General features: G+C 64.0%; 11 protein-coding genes. 4 read left to right on the top strand and 7 right to left on the bottom strand.

Annotated features, from left to right (window positions below):
• Positions 1–11: 11 nt before the first annotated feature.
• Complete coding sequence (locus VM621_RS02660) at positions 12–1,928, top strand: hypothetical protein (RefSeq protein ID WP_325467443.1); 1,917 nt, start codon at positions 12–14, stop codon at positions 1,926–1,928.
• Here VM621_RS02660 and VM621_RS02655 read toward each other — a convergent pair.
• The gene (locus VM621_RS02655; RefSeq protein WP_325467442.1) at positions 1,925–4,027 is read right to left on the bottom strand and encodes an acyltransferase family protein; all 2,103 of its coding nucleotides are present in this window, start codon (positions 4,025–4,027) and stop codon (positions 1,925–1,927) included. The genes VM621_RS02660 and VM621_RS02655 overlap by 4 nt on opposite strands.
• A 222-nt stretch (positions 4,028–4,249) precedes the next feature.
• Positions 4,250–6,262, bottom strand: coding sequence for a transketolase (gene tkt / locus VM621_RS02650; protein WP_325467441.1), 2,013 nt, complete (start codon positions 6,260–6,262; stop codon positions 4,250–4,252).
• Between the two features lie 225 nt (positions 6,263–6,487).
• Here tkt and VM621_RS02645 point away from each other — a divergent pair, with 225 nt between their 5' ends.
• Entirely contained in the window at positions 6,488–7,219 is a 732-nt protein-coding gene (locus VM621_RS02645) for an outer membrane beta-barrel protein (protein ID WP_325467440.1), read from the top strand.
• Positions 7,220–7,435: 216 nt separating this feature from the next.
• Positions 7,436–8,017 (top strand): porin family protein, encoded by a 582-nt coding sequence (locus tag VM621_RS02640; protein ID WP_325467439.1) that lies wholly within the window; start codon positions 7,436–7,438, stop codon positions 8,015–8,017.
• 125 nt (positions 8,018–8,142) lie between these two features.
• Here the strand turns inward: VM621_RS02640 and VM621_RS02635 are convergent, their stop codons facing one another.
• The 4 genes from VM621_RS02635 to VM621_RS02620 all read right to left on the bottom strand — a co-directional run bounded on the left by VM621_RS02635 (position 8,143) and on the right by VM621_RS02620 (position 12,405).
• Positions 8,143–9,168 (bottom strand): class I fructose-bisphosphate aldolase, encoded by a 1,026-nt coding sequence (locus VM621_RS02635; RefSeq protein ID WP_325467438.1) that lies wholly within the window; start codon positions 9,166–9,168, stop codon positions 8,143–8,145.
• Between the two features lie 107 nt (positions 9,169–9,275).
• Positions 9,276–9,719: an energy transducer TonB gene (locus VM621_RS02630; RefSeq protein WP_325467437.1), complete on the bottom strand. Its 444-nt coding sequence runs from the start codon at positions 9,717–9,719 to the stop codon at positions 9,276–9,278.
• Between the two features lie 390 nt (positions 9,720–10,109).
• Positions 10,110–11,579, bottom strand: coding sequence for a pyruvate kinase (gene pyk / locus VM621_RS02625; protein WP_325467436.1), 1,470 nt, complete (start codon positions 11,577–11,579; stop codon positions 10,110–10,112).
• 4 nt (positions 11,580–11,583) lie between these two features.
• Complete coding sequence (locus tag VM621_RS02620; protein WP_325467435.1) at positions 11,584–12,405, bottom strand: S1/P1 nuclease; 822 nt, start codon at positions 12,403–12,405, stop codon at positions 11,584–11,586.
• A gap of 173 nt (positions 12,406–12,578) precedes the next feature.
• On the opposite strand from VM621_RS02620, the gene gap reads away from it, so the two are divergent.
• Positions 12,579–13,595, top strand: a complete 1,017-nt coding sequence (gap, locus tag VM621_RS02615; RefSeq protein ID WP_325467434.1) for a type I glyceraldehyde-3-phosphate dehydrogenase — start codon at positions 12,579–12,581, stop codon at positions 13,593–13,595.
• Positions 13,596–14,812: 1,217 nt separating this feature from the next.
• Here the strand turns inward: gap and VM621_RS02610 are convergent.
• Positions 14,813–15,793 (bottom strand): fumarylacetoacetate hydrolase family protein, encoded by a 981-nt coding sequence (locus VM621_RS02610; RefSeq protein ID WP_325467433.1) that lies wholly within the window; start codon positions 15,791–15,793, stop codon positions 14,813–14,815.
• Positions 15,794–15,801: the final 8 nt, after the last annotated feature.

Below are 15,801 nucleotides of genomic sequence, written 5' to 3'. Positions count from 1 at the left end.
GCTGGCGCGACATGCAGGGCATCGCTCGGTTCCTCGTTCTCGCGCTGGCCACGACCGCCGCAGCACAAGCGTCGGAGGGGCCGCAGCCGTTGCCCCTCCCGCCGCCCGTCCCCGTTCCGAGGGATATTCCGTTCAAGGGCACTGTTGAACTGGATGTCGACGCCAGCGACACCGCGCAGCGCATTTATCGCATTCACGAGACGATTCCAGTGCAGGCGGACGGGGCGATGACGCTCCTCTACCCGCAATGGGAAACCGGCAGCCATGCGCCAACCGCTTCGGTCTCCGCGCTGGCCGGTCTGACGATTCACGCGCAAGGCCAGGCACTCCCCTGGCAGCGCGACACGAGCAACCCGTTTGCCTTCCATGTGAACGTCCCAAAGGGCGTCACGGAACTCGAGCTGGCGTTTCAGTTCCTGTCCCCGCTCTCCGCGCGGCAGGGCCTGGTGAGCACGACACCGGACATCGTCACGGTCCCGTGGCAGAGCGTCGTGCTCTATCCGGCGGGTTACTTCGTCCGGAACATCCCCGTGGCGGCGCGCGTAGTACTGCCTTCCGGTTTCGACTACGTCACCGCGCTCGACGACATGCCGGGCGTCCGCGGCGCGTTCGCCACGACATCGCTGGAACGGTTGGTCGACTCCCCTATCGTCGCCGGTCGTGAGGTTCGGCGTTACGAGCTCGCTCGAGCGGGCGACGCCCCAGTGCGGCTGACCACGCTCGCCGCCCATGCCGACGATGTCGCGATCGATGCGGGGCAACTCGGCCTCCTGCGTGCCATGGTGGAGCAGACCCGAAAGCTGCTGCCGACACGCCACTACGCCCATTACGACTTCATGCTCGCCCTCAGCGACGACCTGCCCGGTCCCGGAGGCATCGAACAGGCGCAATCCAGCAGCGACGTCCTCCCTCCGGATTTCTTCCGGCACAACGAAAACTATCTCGTCGACCGCGACCTGCTCGCGCACGAGTTCGTGCACTCGTGGAACGGTCGTTACCGGCAGCCTGCGGATCTATGGACGGCCACGTTCAACGAACCCATGCGAGGCAGCCTGCTTTGGGTCTATGAAGGGCAGACCGAATTCTGGGGACGCGTGCTCGCCGCGCGCGCCGGATTGCGCACGACCCAGGAGACGCTCGACGCGCTTGCGGTCGGCGCCGCGAATGTCCTTGGCCAGATCGGACGCACATGGAAATCGCTGCAGGACAGTACCAACGATCCGCTCATCGCCGCGGGCCATCCGCTGTCCTGGCGGGATTGGCAACGCCGTGAGGACTACTACGGTGAGGGGGTGTTTCTCTGGCTGGCCGTCGATGCCGAGATTCGCGAGAAGACACACGACCGCAAGAGTCTGGACGATTTTGCGCGCGCCTTTTTCGGCGGTGGAACGCAAGACGACCTGACGACGTCGACTTATACCTTCGAGGATGTCTGCGCGACGCTGCAAAGGGTCGTACCCAATGACTGGGCCACCTTCCTGCGTTCGCGCCTCGACGGCCATGAAGCGGGCGAGGCGATCGGCGGTCTGGAGCGCGAAGGCTACCGGCTCGTCTTCGACGGAACGCCTTCGGACTACGTTCGGCAGAGCGAAATCGATGCCGGCGCGCGTGACTTTTCGAGCGCCATCGGACTCGGCATCGGCAAGGGCGGTGTCGTCAAAGCCGTGTCCTGGAATGGCCCCGCGTTCCGGGCGGGATTCGCTCCGGGTGCACGCATCGATGCGGTGAATGGACAGGCCTATACGCCCGAGCGGCTTGAAGACGCGCTCAAGGCCGCGACGCCGGCGCCCGTGCAGCTGACGACGACCATGGATGGAACGTCATCGACCGTCGTGTTGCGACCGACGGGCCCGTTGCGCTATCCCCATCTGCAGCGGATCGAAGGAACGCCGGACCGCCTGCGCACCTTGCTGACGCCGCGATCTTAGTCGGTGGCCGCCGTGGCGGCCGGCGTGGCGGCCGCGTTCTGCAGTTGGCGAACAGCCTCGGTGAACGAAGGCAGCAACAGCCGATTGGCGAACCCACTCAAGTGATCCCCATCGAAGAACAGCGGCTTTCCGTTGAGGAAGCCGTTGCATTCCCCGCCTACGGGGCACAGCACCGGGAACGGATCCCAAACATGGGACCCCGGCGCCTGTCCGGCCAACGACTGGATGGAGCCGAGCATGGGCGCGCGCAGTCGTTCGAATTCGGCACGATTCACCGTGGTCCCATCGGCGCACACCGGATTGGTCGTCGTCCAGGCATCCGCGCAACGGAACAGCGGAGCTTTCATCACCAGGTCCGGGGCTTCGAGCATCGCCCGCGCGCCGGTGGCCTGGATACGCTGGAGCACACGCGCACCGTCCCGGACGGCCGCATCGCGCTCCTTCGTCGCGGCATCGCCGAACACAAGCGCCGGAATACCGTCCTGGGGCAGTCGGTCCCACTGGTCGACAAACCGCGGCACCCGCAGCGACGGCATGAAGACCACATCGCCCGTACCCAACCGCGGCAACATGTGCTCGAGCGCCTGTCCCGCGACCTTGAGGCAATGCGGCGTGTGTTCCCGCCAGGGTTGCAGGCTGAGGAAGGGGCAACCGCCGTTGTTGTACAGGACGACCTTCGCACCGGTATCCAGCGCGTACTCGCTGAACATCGTGCCATACGCCATGGCGTGCGAATCGCCGATCACGAAGACGTCGGGCGCCGTGGCGGCGCCTGCGCAAGCCTCGCGCTCGAAAACCACGCGGAAGCTGTCGCCGACAGGCTCGCGCTTCGGCGTCACCGAACATCCGAGGGCGCTCGTCACCGTCGCCTTGCGCGACGGATACCAATCCTCGGCGTGACGTGAAACGGCACTGAGCGAGATCGACGGCTGCCGTCGGTCCACCCAACCGCTGACCCACATGCCAGCGTAAAGCGCCAGGACACCGCAGGCGACGACAGCAAGACGCGGCATGGCCTTGAGGCGGGGGGCACGACGCACGGTGGTTTCGACGTAGCGCCATGACAAGACGGCAAGGATCACGGCGATCGCCAGCGCGGCAATGCGCGTGGCGAGCGATCCTGTCCCCACCGTCCAGCGAAACAGGACGAATACCGGCCAATGCCAGAGATAGAGCGAGTACGACAATCGCCCGACCCGAAGCATGGGATGCCACGTAAGCGCACGTACGAAGGGAAAGTCGATCGGGCGGCCATGTAGCAAGCCCAGCAACGCTGCCGTGGCAAGCACCGGCAGAACCGCACCGGGGGCCGGGAACGTCGTTGGCTCGGAGGTGATGAGGCTCACCAACAAGGCGATGGAGGCGACGGCCGCGGCGGGCATCAACCACCGTGGCCTTGCCAGGTCCACGGTATCGAACTGCCGCCCCGCCATCGACATGCCCAGGTAAAGCAGCACACCCACGGCCAGTTCCCAGAAACGGCTGGCGAGCAGGTAGAACGCGCCGGCATGGTCGACCGGCCCCATTGCCATGGCATGCACGAAGGACCACAGGCCACCCGCGACGAAAAGGCCGGCGACAACGCCGCGCCAGTGCCCACGGAAACTCCAGGCCCAGAACATGATCGGAAACAGCAGGTAGAACTGCTCCTCGACGCCAAGGGACCAGGTGTGGGTGTACGGGTTGTACTCCGAGATCGGCGAGAAATAGTCGTTACCGTAACGCGCCAGCATCAGGTTGCCGAAACCGAAGAATGCGTACCTTCCGGTGCGCTGGTTACTCTCGCTCAGCCACGCATCGGGAATGAAGACGGCGGCGACCAGGCCCGTCACGAGCAGGCAAACGATGAGCGCAGGCGCGATGCGCAGCATGCGGCGCGAAATGAAGTAGGTGATGAACGAGGGCAGCGACGTGCGCTCGCGCTCACCCACCGAGGCGGCGACGACAAAACCCGAGATCACGAAGAAGATGTCGACGCCCGCGAACCCACCCGGCAACCAGGCCGGATTCAGGTGGTAGAGCACGACCGCGAGGACGGCGATCGCTCGCAGTCCATCGACGTACGGGAGGTACGCGTGCCGCTGGTGGGTCAGTGTCATGAACGGTGAATTCGGTGCCCGGAACGGCAAGGTTACCAGAGGATCGGAAGTCGGGGCCCAAGACTGAACCCCGCCCCGGCTCGTGCCTGGCCGGGGAAGCGCATAGGAGATTTCCTACAGGCCTGGAGGCCAAAAGGCGCCATCGGCCGTAACTCGCCCGAGCAAAAGAGAAGGGGCCCATCAGGCCCCTTCTCGATACCACTTCCGGTGTCTCGCGGCGCCCTACTTGACGACGCTCTTAACCGCATCGACGATCTTCGGCGTCGTAATACCGAAGTGCTCGTACAGGTCGTTGATCGGAGCAGAAGCGCCGAAGGTCGTCATGCCGATGACCTTGCCGTCCAGGCCGACATACTTGAACCAGAAGTCCACGCTGGCCGCCTCGACGGCCACGCGGGCACGGCACCACGACGGCAGCACGCCTTCGCGGTACTCGACCGGCTGCGCGTCGAACTCTTCCGTGCAGGGCATCGACACGACGCGGACCGGTACGCCCTGGTCGCCCAGGGCCTGCGCGGCTTCCACGGCGATACCGACTTCCGAGCCCGTAGCGATGATGATCGCCTTGAACTTTTCCGACGGCTCCCAGAGGACGTAACCGCCCTTCTCGATGTTGGCCAGTTGCTCATCGGTGCGCGGATTGTGCTTGAGGTTCTGGCGGGAGAAGATCAGGCACGACGGGTTACCGGCGCGCTCGATCGCCATCTTCCAGGACACCGCGGACTCAACCGCATCGGCCGGACGCCACACGCGATTGTTCGGGATCAGGCGCAGCGAACCCAGGTGTTCGATCGGCTGATGGGTCGGGCCGTCTTCGCCCAGGCCGATCGAGTCGTGCGTGTACACGTGGATGGCATGGGCCGGGATCAGGCAGGACATACGCACGGCATTGCGGGCGTAATCGGAGAACACCAGGAAGGTCGCGTCGTACGGGATGAAGCCGCCGTGCAGCGCGATACCGTTGGAGATCGCCGTCATGCCGAACTCGCGCACGCCGTAGTGGATGTAGTTGCCTTCGGCGCCGCCGGTTGCGATGTTCTTCGAGCCCTTCCAGATCGTCAGGTTCGACGGGGCGAGGTCGGCGGAGCCGCCGATGAGTTCGGTCAGCAGCGGGCCATAGGCGTCGAGCGACATCTGCGATGCCTTGCGCGAAGCGACGACAGGACCTTCGGTCTGCATCTTCTTGATGAAGGCGGCCGCACCCTCCTTCCAGTTGGCCGGCAGTTCGCCGGACAGGCGGCGCTTGAGCTCCGCAGCCAGTTCCGGGAAGGCCTTGGCGTAGGCGTCGAACTTGTCGTTCCAGGCCTTTTCCGATTCGGCGCCGCTCTTCTTCGCGCTCCACGAGTCGTACATGGCTTGCGGGATTTCGAACGGACCGTATTCCCAACCGAGCTGCTTCCGGGCGAGAGCGACTTCGTCCTTGCCCAGCGCGGCGCCGTGCGAGGATTCCTTGCCTTCCTTGTTCGGCGAACCGAAGCCGATGATCGTCTTGCAGATGATCAGCGAGGGTTTCTCGCTCTGCGAGGTGGCAGCTGTAAGCGCCTTCTTGACCGCTTCGGCGTCATGGCCGTCGACCGGCTTGTCGTCGTCGCCGACGACCACGTTCCAGCCGTATGCGCGGAAGCGCTCGGCGGTGTTGTCGGTGAACCAGTCGTGCACTTCGCCGTCGATGGAAATGCCGTTGTCGTCGTAGACCGCGACGAGCTTGCCGAGCTTGAGCGTACCGGCCAGCGAGGACACTTCGTGCGAGATGCCTTCCATGAGGCAACCGTCACCGACGAACACGAAGGTGTGGTGATCGATGATGTCATGGCCCGGACGATTGAAGCGCGCGGCGAGGACTTCCTCGGCGATCGCGAAGCCGACGGCATTGGCCAGGCCCTGACCGAGCGGACCGGTCGTCGTTTCGATTCCGGGCGTGTGGTGGAATTCGGGGTGGCCAGCCGTCTTCGAACCGAGCTGGCGGAAACGCTTGAGTTCGCCGATCGGCAGATCGTAGCCGGTCAGGTGGAGCAGCGCGTACTGCAGCATCGAACCATGACCATTGGACAGTACGAAGCGGTCGCGATTGGGCCAATGCGGGTTCGTCGGGTTGTGGTGCAGGAAATCGCCCCACAGCACCTCGGCGATATCGGCCATGCCCATGGGCATACCCGGGTGGCCGGAATTGGCGGCTTCCACACCATCCATGGCCAGGGCGCGGATCGCGTTTGCGCGTTCGCGACGTGTCGTCATCGGCGTTCTCCAGTTAACAGGCGGCGGAAAAACCGTGATTGTCGCGCATTGGCCTCGCCTTGTCGTGGACGTTCATGCTGCAAGCGCAAAGTTAACTCCCGCTTAATCTTTACCTTCGGTTTTTTGAATCTCTTCAGGTTGGAAGGACTCTAATCAACCACGGCAACCGATCTTCCCCCACCCCCACGGATCGGTAGTCGCCCCGAAAATAAGAGGAACACTCCCATGAAAAAGGCAGCTCTTGCCCTTGCAGTTTCTTGCGTCTCGTTCGCGGCCATTCCGGCCTTCGCCCAGGACAGCAACCCGGCTGTCAGCGGCAATTACCAGCCGAGCCAGGCCGTGGGTAGCGGTAACTGGTTCATCGGCGCCAACGTCGGCCGTACCAACGGCAGCGACACCGGCGGCTTCGGCAGCAATGTCAGTGGTTTCAATCCCCTGCACGGCGAACAGGGCCGTCGCACGGGTTACGGCCTGCTCGGCGGTTACCGCTGGAAGGTCGGTCCCGATCTCGGCCTCGGCGTCGAGGCGGGCTACACGGATCTCGGCAACTACCGCGTAAAGAACGCGTTCGAGTCGGACCAGGACGTCAATCAGAAGAAGACCAAGAACGCGCTGCGCGGCTGGATGGTCGGTGTCAACGGCAAGATCAACCTCGTGCCGGGCTGGTACCTCAGCGGTCACGGCGGTTACTTCCGCGCCAATGACAACAACAACAACTACAACAACAGCGTCGGCCAGGATCTCGGCTTCTCCAACGGCGGTCGCCCGAACCGCGGCAGCTGGTATGCCGGCGTCGGCACCGGCTGGGACATCAACGAGCACTTCGGCGTCGGCCTGACCTATGACTACTTCCACGCGAACGCGGGCAAGGTCAAGGACAACGCCACCGGTGACACCAGCGTGGGCCTGAAGCGCTCGACGGGCCTCGTGTCGCTTGCCGGCGAGTACCGCTTCTAAGCTGTCCGAATTGTTGTTTTGAAGTCGTTGAGCCGCGGTGAGCAATCACCGCGGCTTAATTTTTTCTTAATAATGAACTTATGGGTATTGAATCTATTGCGGCAACGCCGCATTTCATTCCTGGACGCGCGGCACCCCCGCTCGCGCGTTGTGGCGGCGTTGGCTTCCCCAGGCCAGCCGCATCGAACGCATCAAGAATAAGCAGGAGTTCTTCCCATGAAAAAGACGCTCATCGCACTTGGCCTCATGGCGGCCGGCATGGCTGCGGCCCCGGCTTTTGCACAGGACGCCAATGGCGCCGGCTGGTTCGTCAACGGCAGCGCCGGTCGCGCCCAAGTGAACAAGGGCAACTACGACGGGCATGACGTTGCGTATGACGTCAACGGTGGCTATCGCTGGGCCGTGAGCCCGTGGGCTTCGCTCGGTGTCGAGGCCGGCTACAACGACCTGGGCAACATCCACGCCAAGCGCATCTTCGATGGCGGCAATGCGATCGACAGCCGCAAGTCGAGCCTGCATGGCTGGACCGCCGGCGTGAACGGCCACTTCAACATCGATCCGCACTGGTACGTCAGCGGCCGTGCCGGCCTCTACGGCTGGAAAGGCGACGGTGTGAGCCACGACGACATCACGCGCCACAACTTCGACAAGACCAGCTGGTACGCCGGCGCAGGCGTGGGTTACGACTTCAACCGTAACTGGAGCCTGGGCGTGAACTACGACCACTACGATGCGAAGAAGGATGGCCTGAACCTGTCCACCAACGTAGCGTCCGTGAGCGCCGAATACCGCTTCTGAGCACTAGCGGTATCTGAAAGTCACCGTTCGTAGAACAAAGAAACCCGGCGCTTCCCAGCGCCGGGTTTTTCTCTTACGGCTGACAAGCATCGCGAAAAAATATCCCGCGATGTTTCAGCAGTCGATTACGCGCGCTTGCTCCAACGACCCAGCGCAGCGTCGCCATTTTCCTTGGCGCGCTCGTGCACGACCTTCTGCGCCTTCTCGTAATTGCCCTTCAGATCCTTCGACCAGACGTTCAGCGCCTCGGCGACCAGTGCGCGACCGTAGGAGAAGCTGACCGGCCACGGGTGCGGGCCCATCTTGTTGATGAGGTCGAGGTGCTCGGTGGCCTGCTCGTCGCTCTGGCCGCCCGAGAGGAACACGATGCCCGGCAGGCTCGCCGGCACGGTGGTGCGGAGCACGCGTACGGTCGCCTCGGCGACTTCTTCCGGCGTAGCCTGCGATTCCTTGGGCGCGTTCTTGCCCGGAATCACCATGCTCACCTTCAGGATCGTGCCTTCGAGCATCACGTTCTGCTCGTACAGCGCATTGAACAGGCTACGCAGCACGGCTTCATGCACTTCGTAGCTGACGTCGATGTCGTGCGTGCTCTCCGGGCCGTCCATGACGATTTCCGGCTCGACCATCGGCACGAGGCCGGCTTCCTGGCACAGCGCCGCGTAGCGGGCCAGCGCGTGCATGTTGGCCTCGATGGCCGTGGAGCTGGGGTTGTCGTCGGTGATGTTGATCACCGCGCGCCACTTGGCGAACTGCGCGCCGAGCTGGGCATATTCCTTCAGGCGGTCACGCAGGCCATCGAGACCTTCGGTGATCACGTCACCCGGGAAGCCGGCGAGCGGCACCGGGCCCTTGTCGACCTTGATGCCCGGAATGATGCCGGCCTTCTTCATGGCGTCGACGAGCGGCGTGCCGTCGCTGGTCTTCTGGCGGATCGTTTCATCGAACAGAATGGCACCGGAAATGTGCTCGCCCAGGCCCGGCGTGGTCAGCAGCAGCTCGCGATAGCGGCGACGGTTTTCCTCGGTGTTCTCGACGCCGGCGGCTTCGAAACGCTTCCTGATGGTGTTGGTCGACTCGTCGACGGCGATGATGCCCTTCCCCGTGGCCACCATCGCCAGCGCGACCTGTTCGAGATTTTCGATGCTCATGACAACTCCGTTAGATGTAGTGGTATGCCCCTCGTCGAGGGGCTAAGCGAGGACAAAAACCGGCGGAGTATAAGGGACGTCTCCGCGAAAGCCGTTGTGCGGCGCGATCAAGTGGTCTGGTAGCCCGGCAGCTTGCACTGGTCCAGGATCGCCGCCTTGCGTGCGGGATCTTCCGGCAGGTTGAAGCCGGTCACGTAGTAGGTCTGCACCGGCACGGCCGTGCCGTTCTGGGAGCCCTTCACGTAGGTGAGTTGCTTGACGATGCTCACGCCGACCTGGCCCAGGTCGCCGGCGGGCACGACCTTGGCGATGGTCGCGTTCTGGGTGCGGCCGTCGGAACCGATCATGTAGGTCACCGCGACGCAGGTGGGCTGGTCGAGGTTCTTGCCGGTATTGGGGACGTCGGGGTTGACCGACTTGTTGGTCAGGTACCAGTAGCCGGTCAGGCGTTCCGGGGCGACCCGGCGGAGGTTCTGTGCCTCGGCGACGCCGGCGACAAGCAGAAGTGCGGTGGCGGCGATGGCGCCGGTACGGAGCTTGAGTCGGATCATGACGCCCTCGGTGAGTAACCAGGACACCGAGTTTAACCCTGCACGCGCATGCGATGCGTGTGAATTCGTGCGGTCGGACGAGCATCGCCGCTGAAGCGGCTCCCACAGGGGGCATTCCCTGCACTCCCTCGCAGGGGTATTCCTTGCACCCCCTCACAGGGATGTTCCCTGCACTTCCTCACAGGGGTGTTCCCTGCATCCCCTCACAGGGATGTTCCCTGCACTTCCTCATAGGGGTGTTCCGTGCACTTCCTCACAGAGGGGTGTCCCCTGCACCCCTCACAGAGGGGTGTTCCCTACACCCCTCACAGAGGGGTGTTCCCTGCACCCTCACAGAGGGGTGTTCCCTGCACCCCTGTGGGAGCCGGCTGCGCCGGCGATGCTCTGGCTTTACAGATCGCGCAGGCTGTCGGCGATGCCGTCGTCACCGACGACCAGCAGCTTCAGCGTGTTGGTACCGCCGCCACGACCGATATGGTCGCCATGGGTCAGGATGACGCGGTCGCCCTTGGCCAGCTTGCCCAGCGCGAACAGGTGCTGGAGCGCGGCGCGGGCCGTGTGCGCGGGATCGAGGTTGCTCTGCTCGAAGTCCACCGGCTGCACGTCGCGCAGCATGAGCATGCGACGGCGGGCCATGTCCGACGGGCTCATCGCATAGATGGGAACGGCGAAGCGGTAACGCGACAGCCACTGGGCGGTGGCACCCGACTCGGTCAGCGCGACGATCGCGCGCACGCCGACCTGGGCGGCCAGCAGCATCGCCGCGAGCGCGATGGCCTGGTCGCTGCGGTCGAGCGAGTGGGTGTCCGGGCGCAGGTCGTCGCGCGGCTCGAACTGGCGCTCGGCACCGAGGCAGATGCGGCGCATGGCCGCGACGGCCTTGTCCGGATGCGCGCCGGCGGCGGTCTCTTCCGAGAGCATCACGGCGTCGGTGCCGTCGATCACGGCATTGGCCACGTCGAGCACTTCGGCGCGGGTCGGGATCGGCGCGCGGACCATGGACTGGAGCATCTGCGTCGCGGTGATCACCGAGCGGTTGCGCTGCACGGACTCGCGGATGATCTTCTTCTGCAGGCCGGGCAGTTCGGCGTCGCCGATTTCCACACCCAGATCGCCACGGGCGACCATCACCACATCGGATGCGTCGATGATTTCACCGAGGACAGGGATGGCGTCGGCGCGCTCGATCTTCGACACGATGGCGGCGTCGCCACCCGCTTCACGCATGAGGCGGCGGGCCTCGTGCAGGTCTTCCGCGCAACGCACGAAGGAGACGGCGAGGAAGTCGGCGCCCATCTCGGCGGCCAGCTTGATGTCGTTGCGATCCTTGTCGGACAACGCGCTGACGCTGAGGCCACCGCCCTGGCGGTTGAGGCCCTTGCGTGCGGACAGGCGGCCACCGATGACCACGCGGGTACGAATCTCGCTACCGGAGATCTCGATCACCGAGAGGGCGATCAGGCCATCGTCGAGCAGCAGGACGTCGCCGGCCACCACGTCCTTGGGCAGGTCGTAATAGCTCACGCCCACGCGGGCCTGGTTACCGGCCGGCGCATCCGGACGGCAATCGAGCACGAAACTGTCGCCGGCCATGAGGTCGATCGGACCGTCGGCGAACTTCTCGATGCGGATCTTCGGACCCTGGAGGTCGGCCAGGATGCCGACCTCGCGACCGACCTTGTCCGCGGCGGCGCGCACGGCGGCGGCGCGGGCGCGATGGTCGTCGGGCGTGCCGTGCGAGAGGTTCAGGCGGACGATGTCCACGCCTTCCTCGAGGATCTTCTCGAGCATGCCCGGCGCGTCCGTGGCGGGTCCGAGGGTGGCGACGATCTTGGTGCGGCGAACCTGGATATCGGTCATTTAGTTAGTCCAGCGTGTGGTTGAGCAGGTCGGCGAGGCGCTTGCCGGCAAGGCGGAGGCGCGTCTCGGCGACCGGGAGATATTTGGCGACGTAAGCGTCGTCGACCTTGTGGTTGTCCGGGTAGAAGCCGTTCGCCGCGACGATCGAGCAGGACTCCTCGGCCCACTGGGCATAGGGGTTGTCCAGCGGCGGGATCGGCTTGGGCAGGGCTACCGGGCCCTCCGCGGCGAGGCGGTCGGTATAGGCCGGCCACGGCAGGTCGCGGGTATAGAGCATGCTCGAGTCCCAGACCTTGTGCAGGTTGGAGCCCTTGCCGTCGAACTGGACCTGGTAGTCGTTGCCACCCTTGTCGTCGCGATTGCCGGCGTGGAGCGGCTGGTGCACGTCGCCCACGAAGTGGACGACGAACTTCAGCGCTTCGGCACGCTCGGCATTGGACTTGTGGCGATCGCCGAGGATGGCGACGTACTTCTCCAGGCCGCCGACGACGCATTCGTCGTCCTTGCAGTCCACCGGCTTGACGTAGACGCACTTGCCGTCCACGAAGTCCATGTAATGCAACTTGGCCGTGGCCTTGCCCAGTTCCTTCTGGTCGGGGTCGTTACGCAGGTGGTCGGGCCAGCTGGCCACGTCGGCCAGGGAGTCGGAGCCATCGGCCTTGAGCAGGCGCTCCACTTCGGCCTTGGCCGAGGGGTCGAGCTGGCGCCAGGCCAGTTCGGCGACGATACGGTGACCGATGTCGCCCCAGGCCTGGACGGTGCCGGCGAAGACGGGGACGGTGAGGACCAGGAAGGCGGCTAGCGCGCGCTTATGAGTCGTTTTCATGGAGCTGTAAACGTTTCCGGACGGGCGAACGGCCAAGTGTGCCACAGCCGGACTGAGACCCGGATGACAGATCGCGGCGGCGCAGCAAGCCGGCCCCTGCGACGTTCCGTTACCATGGACGTTTACGCCACCCGCCCTTACCTAGTCAGCACATCCCATCCGGAGGCTTGCCCATGACCATCAAGGTCGCCATCAACGGTTACGGTCGCATCGGTCGCAACATCCTGCGCTCGCTCTATGAAGCCAAGAAGAACGGCCAGGACATCCAGATCGTCGCGATCAACGATCTCGGCGATGCCAACACCAACGCCCACCTCACCCAGTACGACACGGCCCACGGCCGTTTCCCGGGCGAAGTGTCGGTCGACGGCGGCGACCTGATCGTCAACGGCGACCGCATCAAGGTCTTCGCCGAGCGCGATCCGTCCAAGCTGCCCTGGGGCGAGCACAACGTCGACGTGGTGCTCGAGTCCACCGGCTTGTTCACCTCCAAGGCCAAGGCCAGCGCGCATATCGCCGGCGGCGCCAAGAAGGTGATCATCTCGGCACCTGGCGACAAGGACGTGGACGGCACGTTCGTGATGGGCGTGAACGACGACGAGCTGACCTCGAAGCTCGAAGTCATCTCCAACGCCTCGTGCACGACCAACTGCCTGGCCCCGCTGGCCAAGGTGCTCCACGAGAAGATCGGCATCGTGCACGGCCTGATGACCACCATCCATGCCTACACGAACGACCAGGTGCTCACCGACGTCTACCATTCGGACCTGCGCCGCGCCCGTAGCGCCACGCACAGCCAGATCCCGACCAAGACCGGCGCCGCCGCCGCGGTCGGCCTGGTGCTGCCCAAACTCAACGGCAAGCTCGACGGTTTCGCCATGCGCGTGCCGACGATCAACGTCTCCGTGGTCGACCTCGTTTTCACAGCCGCCCGCGCGACGACGAAGGAAGAGATCGATGCGGCCATCCACGAGGCCGCCAATGGCTCGATGAAGGGCATCCTCTCGGTGAACACCCAGCCGCTGGTGTCGATCGATTTCAACCACAACCCGCACTCGTCGATCTACGACGCGACGCAGACGCGCGTCATGGGAGGCACGCTGATCAAGGTCCTCTCGTGGTACGACAACGAGTGGGGCTTCTCGAACCGCATGCTCGACATGACCAAGGCGCTGATGAGCGCCAAGTAAGGAAACGGCTGTCGAATGCTGTTGTGGGAGCCGCTTAAGCGGCGATGGGCGCCAGCGGCGCCCTGCCCCACGAAATAAAAGGCCCGCACGGCAACGTGCGGGCCTTTTTGTTTCAGCCGACGGATTTCTGTGGGAGCCGATTCATCGGCGATTGCTACTAACGCACAACGCCCACGACGATCGTCTGTGCAAGCTGGAAAAGCCCCGCTACAGGCTTCGTAAAAGGCCCCTTCGGATTACCGGGTGCGACGCGAAAAACGTAGTTACCCATGCCGATCCAACCCACACTAGTCTCGTGCGTATGACCTGGGGCCCCGCAATCCACGAGATGCGCCTCGCTTTCCTCGGCCCTACTCACCCAAAGGCAGCTGTGCTGGGCGACCGCCTGCGTGGACGATTGGTCCCACCGCCAGTGAATGGTGGCGTCACCGAGAGCATCGACAGGTACGCTCACAACCTGTGGTGACGCGGTCACGCTGCCCACCGGTGGTGGGCAATTGTGGTAACACCGAACATCACGGCTTCTCTTTGTTCGAGCTCGACCATCGTCGGGCGGGACAGACAGAGCGTAAGCGAGCTCGGTCCTCTGCTGTGGAAGAGGGTCGTAAGCGCGAGGCTCGCCGTCGACCAGTTTCGTGGTGCGCGAGATGGCGTCAGCGATCACGCCATCATGCTCGCTACCCTGCGACCTGACTGGCCCGCACAGCCCAATGACCAGTGCGATCGCGGAACATCCAATGATCCAGCATATCGCCTTCATTCGTTAATCCTATGGGAGGATAAGCACACCGTATCCTGTCGAAGTTGCTTCGAATGTAGGCATTTTCTGTATATGACGTAGGCGTCCTTAACTCTTGACGTACAAACCCGTAGGTCAGCTTGCGCAAAGGCCTACGCATTTCCGCGCAGGCCTGCTTACAGGCGCCCGACCTTTACTGAGCGATGCCGACCACCGTCGCCTGGGCAATCGTTTGAAGGGCACTAATCGGTTTCGTATAGGGCCCATTAGGGTTACTGGGAGCGACGCGAAAAGTCTGTACGCCAACACCATTCACAGACGGATTGGAGAACATCAAGATAGGCGTCGGAGATCATCTTCGATGCAAGCCCAAGCTGTCTTATGCGTAGGCAAAAATTGCAAAAAAAGAGGGCCTGCACAGCAATGTGAAGGCCCTTTCTTCGCGACAGCCCGCGTTGCGGGCGTTCATTGTATTTCGTTACAAGCTAGCAATGACCTGCTCGATCGCACCAAAGATCGAAGCGCCAGCGGAGTCAGTGACATCAATCCTCACCGTATCACCGAACGACAGGAACGGCGTGCTCGCTTTGCCGTCGCGCAGGGTTTCCACCGTACGCTGCTCGGCGAGGCAGGACGCGCCCTTGCCGGTGTCTTCGTTGGCGATGGTGCCCGAGCCGACCAGGGTGCCGGCCGTGAGCGGCCGAGTCTTTGCGACATGCGCCACCAGCTGCGAGAAATCGAACTGCATATCAACGCCGCATTCGGCCTCGCCGAACCACTGGCCGTTGATCCACGTACGCATCGGCAGATGCAGCTTGTCGTCGATCCAGGCGTCGCCCAGTTCATCCGGCGTGACGAACACCGGCGACAAGGCGGAACGTGGCTTGGACTGCAGGAAGCCGAAGCCCTTGGCCAGTTCGCCCGGAATCAGTCCGCGCAGCGAGACATCGTTCACCAGGCCGACCAGCTGGATGTGCGAGGCGGCCTGCGCCGGTGTCACGCCCATCGGTACGTCGTCGGTGACCACGAGCACTTCGGCCTCGAGGTCGATTCCGTACGCTTCGCTGCCGACGACGACCGGGTCGCGGGGACCGAGGAATCCGGCACTCGTCGCCTGGTACATCAGCGGATCGGTGTAGAAGGACTCGGGCACTTCGGCGCCACGCGCCCGTCGCACGCGCTCCACGTGCGGCAGATAGGCACTACCGTCGACGAACTCATACGCACGCGGCAACGGCGCGGCGAGCTTGGCCATATCCAGATCGAAGGCGCCCTGCGCCGTCCCGTCGTTGAGGTCTTCCGACAGCGCGTTGAGACGCGGCGCGATCGTGCTCCATTCATCCAGTGCTGCCTGCAACGTCGGCGCGATGCCGGTGGCCTTGACGGCGCGCGAGAGGTCGCGGCTGACGACGATGAGCGTGCCGTCGCGGCCGCCTTCCTTAAGCGAAGCGAGTTTCATGCGTTTCC

The sequence above is a fragment of the Luteibacter sp. genome, assembly GCF_035539195.1.
Classification (GTDB): domain Bacteria; phylum Pseudomonadota; class Gammaproteobacteria; order Xanthomonadales; family Rhodanobacteraceae; genus Luteibacter.
Note: the sequence above shows the minus strand (reverse complement) of the source record. Positions and strands in the feature narration are given on the sequence as shown.

What these genes read in the sequence shown, in the direction of transcription:
- VM621_RS02660 (WP_325467443.1), top strand. Translation starts at nt 12, where the DNA reads ATGCAGGGCATCGCTCGGTTCCTCGTTCTCGCGCTGGCCACGACCGCC.
- VM621_RS02655 (WP_325467442.1), bottom strand. Translation starts at nt 4,027, where the DNA reads ATGACACTGACCCACCAGCGGCACGCGTACCTCCCGTACGTCGATGGA.
- tkt (WP_325467441.1), bottom strand. Translation starts at nt 6,262, where the DNA reads ATGACGACACGTCGCGAACGCGCAAACGCGATCCGCGCCCTGGCCATG.
- VM621_RS02645 (WP_325467440.1), top strand. Translation starts at nt 6,488, where the DNA reads ATGAAAAAGGCAGCTCTTGCCCTTGCAGTTTCTTGCGTCTCGTTCGCG.
- VM621_RS02640 (WP_325467439.1), top strand. Translation starts at nt 7,436, where the DNA reads ATGAAAAAGACGCTCATCGCACTTGGCCTCATGGCGGCCGGCATGGCT.
- VM621_RS02635 (WP_325467438.1), bottom strand. Translation starts at nt 9,168, where the DNA reads ATGAGCATCGAAAATCTCGAACAGGTCGCGCTGGCGATGGTGGCCACG.
- VM621_RS02630 (WP_325467437.1), bottom strand. Translation starts at nt 9,719, where the DNA reads ATGATCCGACTCAAGCTCCGTACCGGCGCCATCGCCGCCACCGCACTT.
- pyk (WP_325467436.1), bottom strand. Translation starts at nt 11,579, where the DNA reads ATGACCGATATCCAGGTTCGCCGCACCAAGATCGTCGCCACCCTCGGA.
- VM621_RS02620 (WP_325467435.1), bottom strand. Translation starts at nt 12,405, where the DNA reads ATGAAAACGACTCATAAGCGCGCGCTAGCCGCCTTCCTGGTCCTCACC.
- gap (WP_325467434.1), top strand. Translation starts at nt 12,579, where the DNA reads ATGACCATCAAGGTCGCCATCAACGGTTACGGTCGCATCGGTCGCAAC.
- VM621_RS02610 (WP_325467433.1), bottom strand. Translation starts at nt 15,793, where the DNA reads ATGAAACTCGCTTCGCTTAAGGAAGGCGGCCGCGACGGCACGCTCATC.